We start from the raw sequence: 15,542 nt of genomic DNA on the forward strand, positions 1-15,542 counted from the left end.
GGCGCAACCGGTGCCACCGGTGCGACTGGCGATACCGGCGCTACGGGTTCGACCGGAGCAACCGGCGCCACAGGTGCGACCGGCGATACCGGGGCCACGGGTTCGACTGGAGCAACCGGTGCCACAGGTGCGACCGGCGATACTGGAGCCACCGGCTCGACCGGAGCCACGGGCTCGACTGGAGCAACCGGCGCCACGGGCGCAACCGGTGATACAGGCGCCACGGGCTCAACTGGCGCAACCGGTGCCACAGGTGCAACTGGTGACACCGGCGCTACGGGTTCGACCGGAGCAACCGGTGCCACAGGTGCGACCGGCGATACGGGTGCCACGGGTTCGACTGGAGCAACCGGTGCCACAGGCGCCACGGGCGATACCGGCGCCACGGGCGCCACGGGCGATACGGGTGCCACGGGCTCGACTGGCGCAACCGGTGCCACAGGTGCGACCGGCGATACGGGAGCCACGGGCTCAACTGGCGCAACCGGAGCCACCGGCGCCACAGGTGCGACCGGTGATACCGGCGCTACGGGTTCGACCGGAGCCACGGGAGCAACTGGCGATACTGGCGCCACCGGTTCGACCGGAGCGACAGGCTCGACTGGAGCTACAGGCGCCACCGGTGCGACTGGCGATACTGGCGCAACCGGCGATACCGGCGCTACGGGTTCGACCGGAGCCACTGGTGCGACTGGCGATACGGGCACCACGGGCTCGACTGGAGCTACCGGCGACACTGGCGCAACCGGCGATACAGGTGCCACGGGCTCGACCGGAGCCACAGGTGCGACCGGTGATACAGGCGCCACGGGCTCAACTGGCGCAACCGGTGCCACAGGTGCAACTGGTGACACCGGCGCTACGGGTTCGACCGGAGCAACCGGTGCCACAGGTGCAACCGGCGATACCGGTGCCACGGGTTCGACTGGAGCAACTGGCGCCACGGGTGCGACCGGCGATACCGGAGCCACGGGCTCAACTGGCGCTACCGGAGCCACCGGTGCGACTGGCGATACGGGTGCCACTGGCTCGACTGGAGCAACCGGCACCACAGGCGCGACCGGCGATACCGGGGCCACGGGTGCGACTGGGGCCACTGGCGCGACCGGCGATACCGGAGCTACGGGTTCGACCGGAGCAACCGGCGCCACTGGCGCAACCGGTGCCACCGGTGCAACTGGTGACACCGGAGCAACAGGTTCAACTGGGGCTACAGGCTCAACTGGCGCAACGGGCGCCACAGGCGCGACCGGCGATACCGGCGCTACGGGTTCGACCGGAGCAACCGGCGCCACAGGCGCGACCGGCGATACCGGCGCTACGGGTTCGACCGGAGCAACCGGCGCCACAGGCGCGACCGGCGATACTGGAGCTAAGGGTTCGACCGGAGCAACCGGCGCCACAGGCGCGACCGGCGATACGGGCGCCACAGGTTCGACCGGGGCAACCGGTGCCACTGGCGCCACCGGCTCGACCGGAGCCACGGGGTCGACCGGCGCCACCGGTGACACTGGCGATACGGGCGCCACAGGTTCGACCGGGGCAACCGGTGCCACTGGCGCGACCGGCGATACGGGCGCCACGGGCTCGACTGGAGCAACCGGAGCCACAGGTGCGACCGGCGATACCGGGGCCACGGGTGCGACTGGCGCCACCGGTGCCACTGGCGCGACCGGCGATACGGGCGCCACGGGCTCGACTGGAGCAACCGGAGCCACAGGTGCGACCGGCGATACGGGCGCCACCGGCTCGACCGGAGCCACCGGCGCCACTGGTGCGACCGGCGATACCGGAGCTACGGGTTCGACCGGAGCAACCGGCGCCACTGGCGCAACCGGTGCCACCGGTGCAACTGGTGACACCGGAGCAACAGGTTCAACTGGGGCTACAGGCTCAACTGGCGCAACGGGCGCGACCGGCGATACCGGCGCTACGGGTTCGACCGGAGCAACGGGCGCCACAGGCGCGACCGGCGATACTGGAGCAACCGGCGCCACAGGCGCGACCGGCGATACGGGCGCCACAGGTTCGATCGGAGCAACCGGCGCCACAGGCGCAACCGGTGATACAGGCGCCACGGGCTCGACCGGAGCCACTGGTGCGACTGGCGATACGGGCGCCACAGGGGCGACCGGCGATACCGGTGCCACAGGCGCAACTGGAGCTACCGGCGCCACAGGTGCGACCGGAGCTACCGGCGCCACAGGTGCGACCGGTGATACCGGCGCCACAGGTGCGACCGGTGATACCGGCGCTACGGGTTCGACCGGAGCAACGGGCTCGACCGGAGCAACCGGCGCCACTGGTGAGACCGGCAATACCGGAGCCACGGGCTCACCTGGCGCAACCGGAGCCACCGGTGCGACTGGCGATACGGGCTCGACCGGCGCAACGGGTGCCACAGGTGCAACTGGTGACACCGGAGCAACAGGTTCAACCGGAGCCACCGGTGCGACTGGCGATACGGGTGCCACGGGCTCGACTGGAGCGACCGGAGCCACAGGTGCAACTGGTGACACCGGAGCAACAGGTTCAACCGGGGCTACAGGTTCAACTGGCGCAACAGGCGCCACAGGTGCGACCGGCGATACAGGCGCCACCGGCTCGACTGGAGCGACCGGAGCCACGGGAGCCGCGGGCGATACGGGAGCAACCGGTGCCACTGGCGCGACCGGCGATACAGGTGCGACTGGCTCGACCGGTGCGACTGGCCATACCGGGACAACTGGAGCCACAGGCGCGACCGGCGGTACCGGAACAACGGGCGCAACCGGTGCGACCGGACCCAAGGGCGACACCGGGCCGAAGGGCGCGACAGGTGCTACTGGCGCGACCGGTTCGACCGGTGCGACCGGACCCAAAGGCGACACCGGGCCGAAAGGCGCGACAGGTGCTACTGGTTCGACCGGTGCAACCGGACCCAAGGGTGATACCGGGCCGAAGGGCGTGACAGGTGCTACTGGTGCGACCGGTTCGACCGGACCCAAGGGCGACACCGGGCCGAAGGGCGCGACAGGTGCTACTGGCTCGACCGGTTCGACCGGTGCGACCGGACCCAAAGGTGACACCGGGCCGAAAGGCGCGACAGGTGCTACCGGCGCAACCGGTGCGACCGGACCCAAGGGTGATACCGGGCCGAAGGGCGTGACAGGTGCTACTGGTGCGACCGGTTCGACCGGTGCGACCGGACCGAAGGGCGATACCGGGCCGAAGGGCGCGACAGGTGCTACTGGCGCGACCGGTTCGACCGGTGCGACCGGACCCAAAGGCGACACCGGGCCGAAAGGCGCGACAGGTGCTACCGGCGCAACCGGTGCGACCGGACCCAAGGGCGACACCGGGCCGAAGGGCGCGACAGGTGCTACTGGCGCAACCGGTGCGACCGGACCCAAGGGCGACACGGGGCCGAAGGGCGCGACAGGTGCTACAGGCGCGACCGGTTCGACCGGTGCGACCGGACCCAAGGGCGACACAGGGCCGAAGGGCGCGACAGGTGCTACTGGCGCGACCGGTGCGACCGGACCCAAGGGTGATACCGGACCGAAGGGCCCGACAGGTGCTACTGGCGCAACCGGTGCAACCGGACCCAAGGGCGACACCGGGCCCAAGGGCCCGACGGGTCCGACCGGGGCAGCCGGTCCGACCGGACCCTCAAGCGGTCACAACGGCTTGATTGCTCCGTCAACCACGACCCTGGCGACGACGACCCAGAAGACCGCCAATGTCACGTCCGACTCGCTCGGCCTCAAGGACACCGCGAAATTCCTGGGTTCGGGTCTCGGCGACAGTGATCACGGCAACCAAGCGTCGTTCCGCAACCTGATCGGCCTGGCGTCCAAGTCGGTGGCGACAGATCTGCTCGGCGTCCTCAAGACGATCAGCGGATTTGGTCAGAACCAGAACAAGCCCTCCGGGACGAGCACGGATCTCACCTCGGACCAGACCAAGCCTGGCGCCGGCTACGCCAGCAACGAGCACACCGTCAAGACGTCCCTGAAGGATCTCTTGAAGCCGCACGAGTGAGCAGGAACCTTGAGGAAGGACCCCGGCGGAAAAACGGGCGAGCGTTCATCATCTCGAGACAGGAAGCGGCATGAGAGTCGCGCGCTCGACCAGTTCGGAGTACAATGCGGCGCTCCGGGAAACCTCGGCGGAAATGCCGAGGCCCGGCCGTCCTTGAAGTTTCGCCCTGCGTACCAGGTGAGAAGTCCATGGTGAACGTCCCCGCAAACGCCGAAAACCAGCCGGACTCGATCCGCGCCGGCGCCGTCGAGGCCGCGGCGGGCCAGCCGGGCGGCCAGAACACGGCGAGGGTACCCGGCGGTCCCGCCGAGCTCGACCAGGTCGGGCCGCGCCTCAAGGCAGTATTGCAGGCCGCCCGCTATCACGGCGTCGAACTCGACCCGGCCGAATTCAGGTCGGCGACCGCTGTTCCAACCGCCGCCGATCTCTCGGAGTGGGCGCAGAACGCCGGCATGTGGTCACGCGCCGTCCGCATCCGCTGGTCCCATCTCTTGCGCTTCCAGGACGCCGGACCGGTCGTCTTGTTGTTCAGCGATGGCGGCGCGGGTCTCCTTACCGGGGCAAGCGCCGAGCGCAATATCGTCTTCCTGAAGAGCGCCGACGCGCCCGAGGATGGCGAAGCCATCGCCGTCGATGAACTGCGCCTGTCCCAGGTGTGGACAGGCGACGCGGTAATGCTGCGCGCGACACGGTCCCAGGTCGCGGCGGATGCGCCCTTCACCCTTCACTGGCTCACCCAGCTGGTGCGGCTGGAAAGCCGGCCGCTGCGCGACATCGCCATCGCCTCGTTCACGCTCAGTGTCCTTACCATCTTGCCGCCGCTGATCGTCATGACGCTGGTCAACAAGGTGCTGCAGTTCAACAGCATCTCGACGCTCGTCCTGTTGTCGGCCATCATCGCCGTGGTCTTCGCCTACGAGACGTTGCTCGGGCACGCGCGGCGGCTGATCATTAACGTCGTCGGCGCTCGTCTGGACACCAAGCTGCAATTGCACGTCTTCAGCCGGCTGCTGCGCCTGCCTCTCGACTATTTCGAGCGTCATCCCGCCGGCGAGACGATGTACCATCTCGCCCAGGTCTACCGCATCCGCGAGTTCCTGACCGGAAAACTGCTGAGCACGTTCCTGGATCTGATTACGCTCTGCGTACTGTTGCCCGTGATGTTCTACATCAACGCAACGCTCGCTTGGGTCGTGGTAGCCTGCGGGGTCGTCATCCTGCTGATCATCCTCGCATTCCTCAAGCCGCTGCGTCGACGGTACCAGCGGGTGGTAGAGGCCGAGACCTGGAAGTCGGCGGCGATCGGCGAGACTGTCGTCGGCATCAAGACGGTGAAGGCACTCGGCCTCGAGCCGCAACGCAAGGCGCTCTGGGACGAGCGGGTGGCCGAAGCGGGAAAAGCGCGTCTCGCCTTCGGGCAGCTCGCCAGCTGGCCGCAGACCCTGGTCACGCCGATCGAACGGCTGATGGTGCTGGGCACCATGCTGATCGGCGCCTATCTCGCGATGAATGATCGTTCGGGCTATATGGTCGGCAGCCTGTTCGCCTTCATGATGATCTCCCAACGCGTCGCGCAGCCGCTGGTTGGCCTGGCGCGGCTGGTCGAAGACTACGAGGAGGTCGGTGCAGCGATCGGCGAAGCCGCGTCCGTCCTCAATCGGCCCTTGGAGGCCAGCTCGAATTCAATCGGTCTCAGGCCAAAGCTCGTCGGCGAGGTCAAGTTCAGCGATCTGACGTTCAGCTATATCGGCACCAAGACGCCGGCGCTCGATCGGATCAGCTTCGACATCCCGGCAGGGAGCATGTTCGGCATTGTCGGGCGCAGCGGGTCGGGAAAATCAACAGTCGCGCGCCTCTTGCAGGGGATCAACCGCGACTACAGTGGTTTCCTCAAGCTTGATGGCGTCGACCTCAAGGAGATCAACCTGCGCCATCTTCGCCAGGGGCTTGGCGTGGTCCTCCAGGACAATTTCCTGTTCCGCGGGTCGATCCGCGACAACATCATCGCCGGGCGTCCAGGCCTTACGCTTTCCGATGCCATGCGTGCCGCGCACCTCGCCGGCGCCCAGGAATTCATCGAACGCATGCCAAATGGCTACGACACCTACATCGAGGAAGGTTCGCCCAATTTGTCGGGCGGTCAAAAGCAGCGGCTGGCGATCGCACGCGCGCTGATCCACGATCCGACCATCCTCATCCTTGACGAAGCGACCAGCGCGCTCGACCCGGAAAGCGAGGCCATCGTCAGCGCCAACCTCATGCGTATCGCCACTGGGCGCACGATGATCATCGTTTCGCATCGGCTCGCCTCGCTGACGGAGTGCGACCAGATCTTGGTCATGGAGCAGGGCAAGGTTCTCGACGTCGCTCCGCACGCAGTCTTGCTCGAACGATGCCCGCTCTATCGGCAGTTGTGGGCACAGCAGAACCGGCACCTCGACGGCCACCAGGGCCGCCCGGTCGCCGTTTTGCCGCGATTGGTTTGACGATGTCGCGCTTCGCAGGGGTCCGGTACCATGAGTAGCACCTCGCTCACCACCCACCCGGCGCGCTGGCATCGGAGGCAGGCCAGCGATCCGACGACGCCGGCCATACTCGAATTCCAATGGCCTTCGACGGCTGTCGCCAACGCACCCATTCCGCGTGCGGCGCGCGGAATCGTCTGGATCATTTCGAGCCTGGTCATCGCCTTGGTTGCCCTGGCTGGGCTGATACCGGTCGATCAGGTCGTGACGACCAGAGGCCTCGTGGTCTCACAGTCGCCCAACATCGTCGTGCAGCCACTGGAGACAGCGATCATCCGCTCGATCGAGGTGCGGGAAGGACAGCACGTGCAGGCTGGTCAATTGCTTGCTCGCCTCGATGCGACCTTTGCCTCAGCTGACCTCACGTCGTTGGCGATGCAGGTTTCGACGCTGGAAGCCGAAGTGGCGCGGTTGAAGGCGGAGGCCGACGGCAAGGCCTTCAACTATGATGGTCTCGACCCAAGCTGGACCCTGCAGGCGTCGATCTTCGAGCGCCGCAAGGCGGTTTACGACGCCAAGCTGGAGAATTTCGACCGGCAGCACGATGAACTCAGCTCCGTGATCTCGCGTGCTCAATCGGATGCCGTTGGCTACCGGCAGCGGCTCTCGGTCGCGGCCTCAATCGAACAGATGCGCAAGCAGCTGGAAGCAAGAGAGGTCGGCAGCCGCCTCAATACCCTTCTCGCCGAGGACAATTCGGCGGAAATGTCCCGAGCTCTCGGCAATGCCGAACAGACAGCGGAAGCCGCGAAGCGTCAGCAGGCAGGAGTGGCTGCCGAGCGCGACGGCTACATTCAAAGCTGGCGAGCGGAAGTCTCACAGGGCCTGTCGGAGGCGAGTTCGCGGATGTCCGATGCCCGCGAACTCCTCAACAAGGCAAAGCTTCGCAAGCAGCTGGTGGAGTTGAGGAGCGAAGCAGACGCAATCGTCCAGTCCGTGGCGAAGGTCTCGGTCGGCTCGGTCTTGCAGTCAGGCGAGCGGTTGATCACGCTGGTGCCGGCCAACGCGCAGCTCGAGATCGAGACGAACATCATCGGCAGGAGCAGCGGTTTTGTGCACGTCGGCGATCCCGTGGTGATCAAGTTCGACACCTTCCCCTATTCGCAATACGGTCTCGCTCATGGAACCGTGCGAGCGCTCAGCCCCGATTCGTTCTCGGCCCAGGAGCAAGCACGCGATCCAAATAGCTCTCTGGCCATGCTGCCTTCGGACGCCGAGCCGTTCTATCGCACGCGCATTTCCATCGACCAGGTCGCCCTCCACGGCGTACCCGCCGGTTTCACCGTCAGCCCCGGCATGCCCGTGACCGCCGACGTCAAGGTCGGCCGGCGCACGGTCCTCAAATACATTCTTGGCGTGATGCTCCCGATTGGGCAGGAAGCGATGCGGGAGCCTTAGGCGCAGCGCGACAGGCGACAAACGGAACAATCTAGGGCTTGGATCGATGTCAATTCTGGACCGGCTGACTGGTCTCGCCAACCCGAGAGTTGCCCTGCGCCGGGCGATCCATCTCTACGACGGCGGCAAACCCGCTGAAGCCTTTCCGCTCATGGCGATCGCCGCGCGCGCCGGGATCGCCGACGCCGAGTTTCGGGTCGCGCGTTGCTATCTGGAAGGTTCGGGCGTACCGGCGAGCCGCATGGAGGGCGCGCGGTGGCTGCGGCAGGCGGCCAATCACGGGAGCGCCGAAGCGCAGGCGCTCCTCGCCGCACTCTACGTGACCGGGCTAGCGCCGGCGGAAGCTGATGGCAAAGGCCCTGGGTCGGAGCGCTTGTTCGAACGGGATTACTCGGGCAAGCCTGACTTCGCGGCAGCGCTTGACCTCGCCACCAAAGCGGCCGAGGGGGGCTCGGCGACGGGACAGGCGATCCTCGGTTATATCCTTACCAGCGGCCCCAAACCAATGCGCGATGCGGATGCCGCGCACCACTGGTATGAGAAGTCGGCTCTGGCTGGCTGCGCCGAAGGGTGTCTCGGCCTTGCCCTATCGTTCGCCCGGCGTGGCAAACGCGAAGACCGGATCAGGATTGCGAGCGAGGTAAGACGCGCGGCCGACGCCGGCCTTCCGACCGCGACCTATCTTCTCGCGGTCCTTACCGAGCACGGGCTCGGCGTAACCCGCGACATGGCTGCAGCCGCGCAACTGTATCAGGCCGCCGCGGAGAAGGGACTTCCCTCCGCCCAGTTCCGGTTGGGACTCGCGCTGATCGAGGGGGGGCTCGTCGACCATGATCCCGCCGCCGGAGAGGCCTGGATGCGGCGTGCCGCCCTGGCCGGCAATATCGAGGCAGCCTATTTCCTCGGCGATCGCTATGCGAAAACGCAGCCGCCGGATTATGCGGAGGCCGCGGCCTGGTATCGGCGGGCGGCCGAAGCGGGTCACCAAGCCGCCGCCCGCGCCTTGGCGTCTCTCTACCTGACGGGCAATGGCGTGGCCAAGGACGTCGAAGAGGGAACACGCTTGCTGCGGACCTCCGCGGATGGCGGCAATCAGGACGCACAGATCGACCTCGCCAATCTCATCCTCGGCGGAGCCGGCGAGCCGGACGACCGTACAAGCGTTGCCGGATGGTTCGAGGCGGCCGCAACATCGGGCGATCTGATCGCGGCATTCAATCTTGGGCTCTGCTTCGCCAAGGGTGTCGGCGTCCGCCAGGACGAGGGGCAAGCGGCGCTATGGTTGAGGCGCGCGGCAGAAGGCGTACCCGAGGCGCAATATATGTATGCCCGCCTCCTCCAGGATGGGCGCGGGGTGGCGGCCGACCCATCGCGGGCACGCGTCTGGTTCGCGCGGGCGGCCAATGCCGGCGTACTTGACGCTCAGGTGTCGCTTGCCGAGATGCTGCTCAATGGGCGCGGCGGCGCGCGCTCGCCAGAGACCGCAATGGAGCTGTTCAAGCGGGCGGCCGAAGACGGCCACGCCGGGGCGATGTTTGCGCTTGGCGCGCTGTACGCGGCCGGCCAGGATCTGCCGGCCGACCAAACGGCGGCGCAGAAATGGTTCGCGGCCGCCGCCGAGCATGGGCATGGCCAAGCCCAACTCATGCTCGGGCGCTATCTCTCCAAAGGTCTCGCCGGGGAGCACGACCTGGTGGCCGGTCGCCTTTGGCTCGAGCGATCTGCTGAGCACGGTATCCAAGAAGCTGTCGAAGAACTCGCCGAGTTCGCTTCGGATTGAAATTGGTCGAGATACTCGAACGGCTGCGTCACCTGACCGCATTACAACTGCGCGGCCGCGTCGATGCCTCGCGCACTCAGCCGACCTTCATCAGCGCGCCGGGCTATGAGGCCGAGCGCTTTGCGCCGCATATCAAAAAAGCGGACGTCGCCAAACGGCGCCCGCTCAACCTGGAAAGATGGTGAAACCACCATCGACGCGGATGACCTGGCCGTTGATGAACCGCGCGCGCGGACCGGCGAGAAAGGCCACCGCCTCGGCGATCTCTTCCGGCTCCGCATAGCGGTTCAGCGACTTCTTGCTCGAATCCATGCGGGCCGGATCGACCGTCCGGGTCGCCTGGAACCGGGCCGTCTTGGTGGCGCCGGGGCTGACCGCATTGATGCGCACGCCGTCGTCGATCAGTTCCTTGGCGAGGCAGCGCGTGTAATGCACGACCGCGGCCTTCAACGTCGAGTAGACAACCTCGGGTGAGACGCCGAGATGTGCTGCCGCCGACGCGATGTTGATGACGGAGCCGCCGCCACGCTGCTTCATGGGCGGCACGAAGGCCTGGCAGACCAGCATCGTGCCGATCAGATTGTTTTCGGTGAGCACACGGATGTCGTCCAGTTCGATGTCGAGGGCGTTGTTCGGGTTCGGCTTGCCACCCTTGGCGCCGATGTCGCCGCCGGCGCAATTGACCAGCACATGCACGTCGCCGAGATTGGCCTCGATCTTACGCTTCATCTCGGCCACCGCCTTTTGGTCGCCAATGTTGCCGGTCACCGTTGTGACCTTCGTGCCATGACGCTTCAGGCGCTCGGCCACCTCTGCGAGATTGGCGAACTCGCCGTATTTGGCCGGCGCTGTTTCGTCCATGTCATGGATCGCGACATTGGCGCCGAGCTCCGCCAGGCGCTCGGCCATCACGCGACCGAGGCCACGGCCTGAGCCGGTCACGAAGGCGGTCAATCCATCGAGTTCACGTGCCGTCATCAGATCTTCTCCACTTTCATCAAACCAAGGTTGCGCATGTTGGCGGCGCTGCGCCGGATCATGTCGAGCTCATAGGAAACGAGGGAGCCGTCGGCTTCGCGCTCCCACGGGGTGCGGTAGTCGGCATCATCGGGCAACCGATTGCGCTGCGCGGCCCGCAGGCAGGCGGCAAATTCGCGCGCCGTCTTCGGCGGATAGCCGTGCCACCAGTCGTCGCTGAGAAAGCGGACATGCCGCGCCTCCAACGCGCCCGGCTCGAGAACGGCGGTCATGCGATCGTGGTGTTCGGCAAGAATGGCCAACAGCTCGGCAAACGGCACGGCTCCATCGCCGATGGCACAGCGGATCAGCCTGTAGCCTTCGGTCGTGAACTGTACGCGGTAGTCCTTGAGGTGGACATGGCGGACATGCGGTGCGATCCGCCGCGTAAAATCGAGCGGCGCTTCGCCGACGGGGAATGTGTTGCCGGTGTCGAAGGTGACGCCGACGCCTTCGCCGCCGAGCGTGCAGAAATCGACGAGTTCCTGGCTAGTGAAGTCCTGGTGGTTTTCGATCGCAAGGACATGGCCTTCGGCGATCGCGCGGGGACCCCATTCCTGTAATCTCGCGCGAATGATGCCGGCGAACTCGCTCCATTTCTCGCCGGCAGCGTTGCGGTCGCCACACAGAACCGGCGTCAGGGCCGTTCGGATGATCTTGGCCTTGAGCAGGCGCGCGGCCCGAAAGGCATCATCGAGCGGTTCACCGACCAAAAGGCCGCCGCTGACGATCGGGGTGATGCCGAGGCCGGCGAGCCTGTCGCGCAGCGCGATGACCGCATCGTCGGAAAGCTCCGCCAGCCATGGCACCCAGATCTCCAGCACCCTGGCGCCGAGCTCGGTCGCAAGCGCGATGAAACCCTCCAGGCCCGCCGGCTCGGGATTGGCGCGTGGCGTGCCGCGAGCCTGGAGGCCGAGATGATAGGTCAGACCGTAGGGGTTCAGGCCGACCTGGAGCATGGCGCGATCCTTGGATTCGGGTTTCGCCGTCATCGCAGCCCGGCGTCCACGGTGATCGACTGCTTGGTGATCATGCGGCTGTCGTCGGCAGCGAGGAACAGCACCGTACGCGCGATCTCTTCTCCCAGCAGAACCCGGCGGATCATCTGGCGCTGCACGACCTGGTCTACCGAGTCCTGTGTCTTGAACCAAAGCTGCCGTTGCCGCTCGGTAATGACGGCGCCCGGCTCGATGGCGTTGACGCGGATGTTATCGGGGCCAAACGCCCGCGCCAGCGCGAATGTCAACCCGACCACCGCAGCCTTGGCAGTCGCATAGGGTGCCATATCCGCCGCGCCGAAACGCCAGGCGATCGAGGAAAAATTGACGATCGAACCAAAGCCCAGCTCCTTCATGTGCGGATGCACGGCTTGGGCGGCGAAGAAGTGGTGCCTGAGGTTCACCTCCTGAGCATGGTCCCAGTACTCCTGCGTCACGTCGGCGACTGGGTGGCGATTGTCGTCGGCGGCGTTGTTGACGAGAACCGCAACGGATCCGAGGCGGTCGCGCACCGTGTCGATCGCAGCCTGGAGCGCGGGAATGTCGGTGACGTCGCAGTGCACGAATAGCGGCGGATGCGCCGCCATGGCGGCGAGTTCTCGCGCGAGCTCTTCGCCGGCCTCCTGCTGCAGATCGAGAAACGCGACGCGTGCGCCATTGGCGGCAAAGGCGCGAACCGTGTCGGCGCCGATGCCAGACGCGCCGCCGGTAATCAGCACGACGCGGTCGGCCAGGCTCGGATAGGTGGCAAAGGGCAAAGGCGGAACTCTCTTCAGATCAGGCGTTGGGTCGTCGGATCGAACAAGCACGCGCGCGCCATGTCGATGCCGAGCGTCACCGTCTCACCCATCCGAGGCGTGCCGTCGGGGTCGAAACGGCCGGTGACCTCCTTGCCCCCCAGGCGCAGAACGGCCATGGTCTCCGCACCCGTCGGCTCGACCAGTTCGACCACGGCATCGATTTGCGCGATGCTTGGCTTGCGACGGGCAAGATCGGGATCAAACCGGTAGATGTGCTCAGGCCGGATGCCGAGCAGGAGCTGTCGCGGCGTATCGGACGGCAGCGCCTGGACGATCGGCAGGCTGGCCGTCTTGCCATCGACGGTCGGCAAGACAGCGGTCGGGCGGCCGCCTTCCTCGCTCAGTTCGGCCGGCAAGAAATTCATCGCCGGCGAACCCATGAAGCCCGCCACGAACATGTTGGCCGGACGGTTGTAGATCGTGGCCGGCTCCTCGAATTGCTGGACCGAGCCCTGATGCATCACGGCGATGCGCGAGGCGAGCGTCATCGCCTCGACCTGATCATGCGTGACGTAAACCGTCGTCTTGCCGACGCGGTGATGCAGCTTCTTGATTTCGGTACGCATGTCGACGCGCAGCTTGGCGTCGAGATTGGAGAGCGGCTCGTCGAACAGGAACAGTTTCGGATCACGCACCAGCGCCCGACCCATCGCGACACGCTGGCGCTGGCCGCCCGAAAGCTGTCCGGGCTTGCGCCTAAGCAGCGGTTCGATCTGCAGGAACGCTGCAACCCGCTTGACGGCCTCGTCCTGCTGCGGCTTCGGCACGCGGCGGCTTTCCATGCCGAAGGTGATGTTCTCGCGCACCGTCATCGTCGGGTAAAGCGCGTAGGACTGGAACACCATGGCGATGTCGCGGTCTTTGGGCGCAATCGAATTGACCAGCCGGCCGTCGATGCGGATCTCGCCGGAGGTTACGGTTTCCAGCCCGGCGATCATCGCGAGCAAAGTGGACTTGCCGCAACCGGACGGTCCGACCAAAGCGATGAACTCGCCGTCCTGAGCCTCGAGATCGATGCCCTTCAGCACCTCGACCGAGCCGTAGTTCTTGCGCAGGGATCGGATGGTCAACGTCGACATGCGATGCCCTTCTTGCGGGGTGAAGCTATTGGCGACATGAGGTAGGTTCCGCTCACTCGATCGTGCCTCACTTGATCGCGCCCTGGGTCAGGCCGCGGACGAAATACTTGCCGCCGAAGAGATAGATCAGCAGCGGTGGCAGCGCGCCGATCAGCACGGCTGCGCTCATGACATCGTAGGCGCGCACATTCGTTCCGCTTGCCGTCAGCGCGACGAGTGCGGCCGTGATCGGCTGTTGCTGCCCGGAGGTGAAGACGACGCCGAACAGATATTCGTTCCAGATGCCGGTGAACTGCCAGATCACCGTGACGATCAGGATCGGTGAGGAGAGCGGGAGAATGATCTTGCGGAAGATGCGCCAGAAGCCCGCGCCGTCGATGCGTGCCGCCTTGATCAGGTCGTCGGGGATGCTGACGTAGTAGTTGCGGCAGAACAGCGTGGTGAACGAAATGCCCTGGATCACGTGGATGACGATGAGCCCGTAGGTGGAATTGCTGAGGCCCAGATTGCCGAGGATGAACGCCCAGGGCATCAACGAAATCTGGCCCGGAATGAAGACGCCGAGCAGCATGCAGGTGAACAGCGCTTCCGAGCCCTTGAAGCGCCATTTCGACAAGATGTAACCGTTCATCGCGCCGACCACCGTCGAGATGATTGTCGCCGGGATCGTCATTTTCAGAGAGTTGTAAAAGTTGCGCTGCATGCCCTCGCAGGTGCCGCCGATGCAATATGTGCTCCAGGCTTGGCCCCAGGCTTCGAGGCGGAAGCTGCGTGGCAGCGAGATCAACCCGTTGCGCGCGATCTCCTGCTGATCGCGGAATGAATTGAGCACCACGACCAGCAACGGGACCAGGTAGATCGCCGCGAAGATAACCAGCAGCCCATAGATGACGAAGCGGGTGAGGAAATGCCTGCGCGCCGCAACTGTGGCAGCGTGACGATCATGCATCTGGTCCAGCGAGACGTCGTCAGCCATGGCCGGCTTCCTTGCGCCGGCGCCAAACCACCCAGAAGGAATACGGCACCAGCACCACGGCAAGAGCGGCAAGCATCATGATGGCCGCCGCGGCGCCTTCGCCGATCTGGCCGCGTTGGAACATCAGGTCATAGACGTAAATGGCAGGGAACGTGGTCGAGATACCTGGCCCCCCTTTCGTGAGGGCCGCCACGAGGTCGAAGGTCTTGATGGCGAATTGGATCTGGATGACGGCGACGGCCAGGAAGATCGGCGCAATCGTTGGCAGAAGCACTTTGCGATAGATGCGGAAGGTCGATGCACCGTCGATCTGCGCGGCCTTGATGAGGTCCGAATCGACCGAGCGCAGACCCGCCAGGAAGAGCGCCATGGCAAAGCCCGAGGACTGCCAGACGCCGGTGATGATCACCGCATAGATTGCATAGCGTCGGTCGCTGGCGAGTGCGAAACTGAAATTCGTCCAGCCCAGTCCGCGCACCATCGCTTGGATACCGTCGGTCGGGTTGTAGAGCCAACTCCAGACCGTGCCGGTGACGATGAAGGAGACGGCCAGCGGATAGAGAAATATCGTGCGCCAGACCGCTTCGCCGCGCACACGCTGGTCGATCAGGATCGCCAGCAGCAGTCCCACCGTCATCGAGCCGACAATGTAGAAACCGCTGAAGAGAAAGAGGTTATTGTAAGCGATGTTCCAGCGCCGGTTCGCCCACAGCGACGCGTAGTTGTCCAGACCGACGAAGCCGTAGGTCGGGAGCAGCGAGGAGTTGGAGAGCGAGATGTAGAGCGTCCAGCCGGTGAACACGAAGACGTAGACGAAGCTCGCCAAAAGCGAGGGGCCGAGCACCAGCAAGGGCATCGCGGAGCCCAGCCGCTCGCGCCAGGGGCGGGCGACCGCCGGGGTCGACAGGATCAGGTCGTGGTTTGACATTTGCGGCGCGGAACTGGA

General features: G+C 65.7%; 11 protein-coding genes. 5 read left to right on the forward strand and 6 right to left on the reverse strand.

Features of this window, described 5'->3' with window-relative positions; all coding sequences use genetic code 11:
* The 5 genes from C1D09_RS14170 to C1D09_RS14190 form a co-directional block, all read left to right on the forward strand.
* A partial coding sequence (locus C1D09_RS14170; protein WP_143974904.1) for a collagen-like domain-containing protein occupies nucleotides 1-4,023 on the forward strand: 4,023 nt, incomplete at its 5' end.
* 188 nt (nucleotides 4,024-4,211) lie between these two features.
* The gene (locus C1D09_RS14175) at nucleotides 4,212-6,509 is read left to right on the forward strand and encodes a peptidase domain-containing ABC transporter (RefSeq protein WP_143974905.1); all 2,298 of its coding nucleotides are present in this window, start codon (nucleotides 4,212-4,214) and stop codon (nucleotides 6,507-6,509) included.
* Nucleotides 6,510-6,539: 30 nt separating this feature from the next.
* Nucleotides 6,540-7,946, forward strand: a complete 1,407-nt coding sequence (locus C1D09_RS14180) for an HlyD family type I secretion periplasmic adaptor subunit (RefSeq protein WP_143974906.1) — start codon at nucleotides 6,540-6,542, stop codon at nucleotides 7,944-7,946.
* A 46-nt stretch (nucleotides 7,947-7,992) separates the two neighbouring features.
* A complete protein-coding gene (locus C1D09_RS14185) occupies nucleotides 7,993-9,726 on the forward strand; it encodes a tetratricopeptide repeat protein (RefSeq protein WP_143974907.1) in 1,734 nt (577 codons plus the stop codon).
* A gap of 2 nt (nucleotides 9,727-9,728) precedes the next feature.
* The gene (locus C1D09_RS14190) at nucleotides 9,729-9,911 is read left to right on the forward strand and encodes a hypothetical protein (protein ID WP_143974908.1); all 183 of its coding nucleotides are present in this window, start codon (nucleotides 9,729-9,731) and stop codon (nucleotides 9,909-9,911) included.
* Here the strand turns inward: C1D09_RS14190 and C1D09_RS14195 are convergent.
* The 6 genes from C1D09_RS14195 to C1D09_RS14220 all read right to left on the reverse strand — a co-directional run bounded on the left by C1D09_RS14195 (nucleotide 9,892) and on the right by C1D09_RS14220 (nucleotide 15,524).
* The gene (locus C1D09_RS14195; RefSeq protein ID WP_143974909.1) at nucleotides 9,892-10,704 is read right to left on the reverse strand and encodes an SDR family NAD(P)-dependent oxidoreductase; all 813 of its coding nucleotides are present in this window, start codon (nucleotides 10,702-10,704) and stop codon (nucleotides 9,892-9,894) included. The genes C1D09_RS14190 and C1D09_RS14195 overlap by 20 nt on opposite strands.
* Complete coding sequence (locus tag C1D09_RS14200; protein WP_246135740.1) at nucleotides 10,704-11,735, reverse strand: sugar phosphate isomerase/epimerase family protein; 1,032 nt, start codon at nucleotides 11,733-11,735, stop codon at nucleotides 10,704-10,706. Before C1D09_RS14200 ends, C1D09_RS14195 begins: the two co-directional genes overlap by 1 nt.
* On the reverse strand, nucleotides 11,732-12,499 hold the full coding sequence (locus tag C1D09_RS14205; protein ID WP_143974911.1) for an SDR family NAD(P)-dependent oxidoreductase: 768 nt from the start codon (nucleotides 12,497-12,499) through the stop codon (nucleotides 11,732-11,734). The genes C1D09_RS14200 and C1D09_RS14205 overlap by 4 nt, the downstream gene beginning before the upstream one ends.
* 14 nt (nucleotides 12,500-12,513) lie before the next feature.
* Nucleotides 12,514-13,620: an ABC transporter ATP-binding protein gene (locus tag C1D09_RS14210; protein ID WP_143974912.1), complete on the reverse strand. Its 1,107-nt coding sequence runs from the start codon at nucleotides 13,618-13,620 to the stop codon at nucleotides 12,514-12,516.
* 67 nt (nucleotides 13,621-13,687) lie between these two features.
* The gene (locus C1D09_RS14215) at nucleotides 13,688-14,596 is read right to left on the reverse strand and encodes a carbohydrate ABC transporter permease (RefSeq protein ID WP_143974913.1); all 909 of its coding nucleotides are present in this window, start codon (nucleotides 14,594-14,596) and stop codon (nucleotides 13,688-13,690) included.
* The gene (locus C1D09_RS14220; protein ID WP_143974914.1) at nucleotides 14,589-15,524 is read right to left on the reverse strand and encodes a carbohydrate ABC transporter permease; all 936 of its coding nucleotides are present in this window, start codon (nucleotides 15,522-15,524) and stop codon (nucleotides 14,589-14,591) included. Before C1D09_RS14220 ends, C1D09_RS14215 begins: the two co-directional genes overlap by 8 nt.
* Nucleotides 15,525-15,542: the final 18 nt, after the last annotated feature.

Source organism: Mesorhizobium intechi, assembly GCF_002879535.1.
Taxonomy (GTDB): domain Bacteria; phylum Pseudomonadota; class Alphaproteobacteria; order Rhizobiales; family Rhizobiaceae; genus Mesorhizobium; species Mesorhizobium intechi.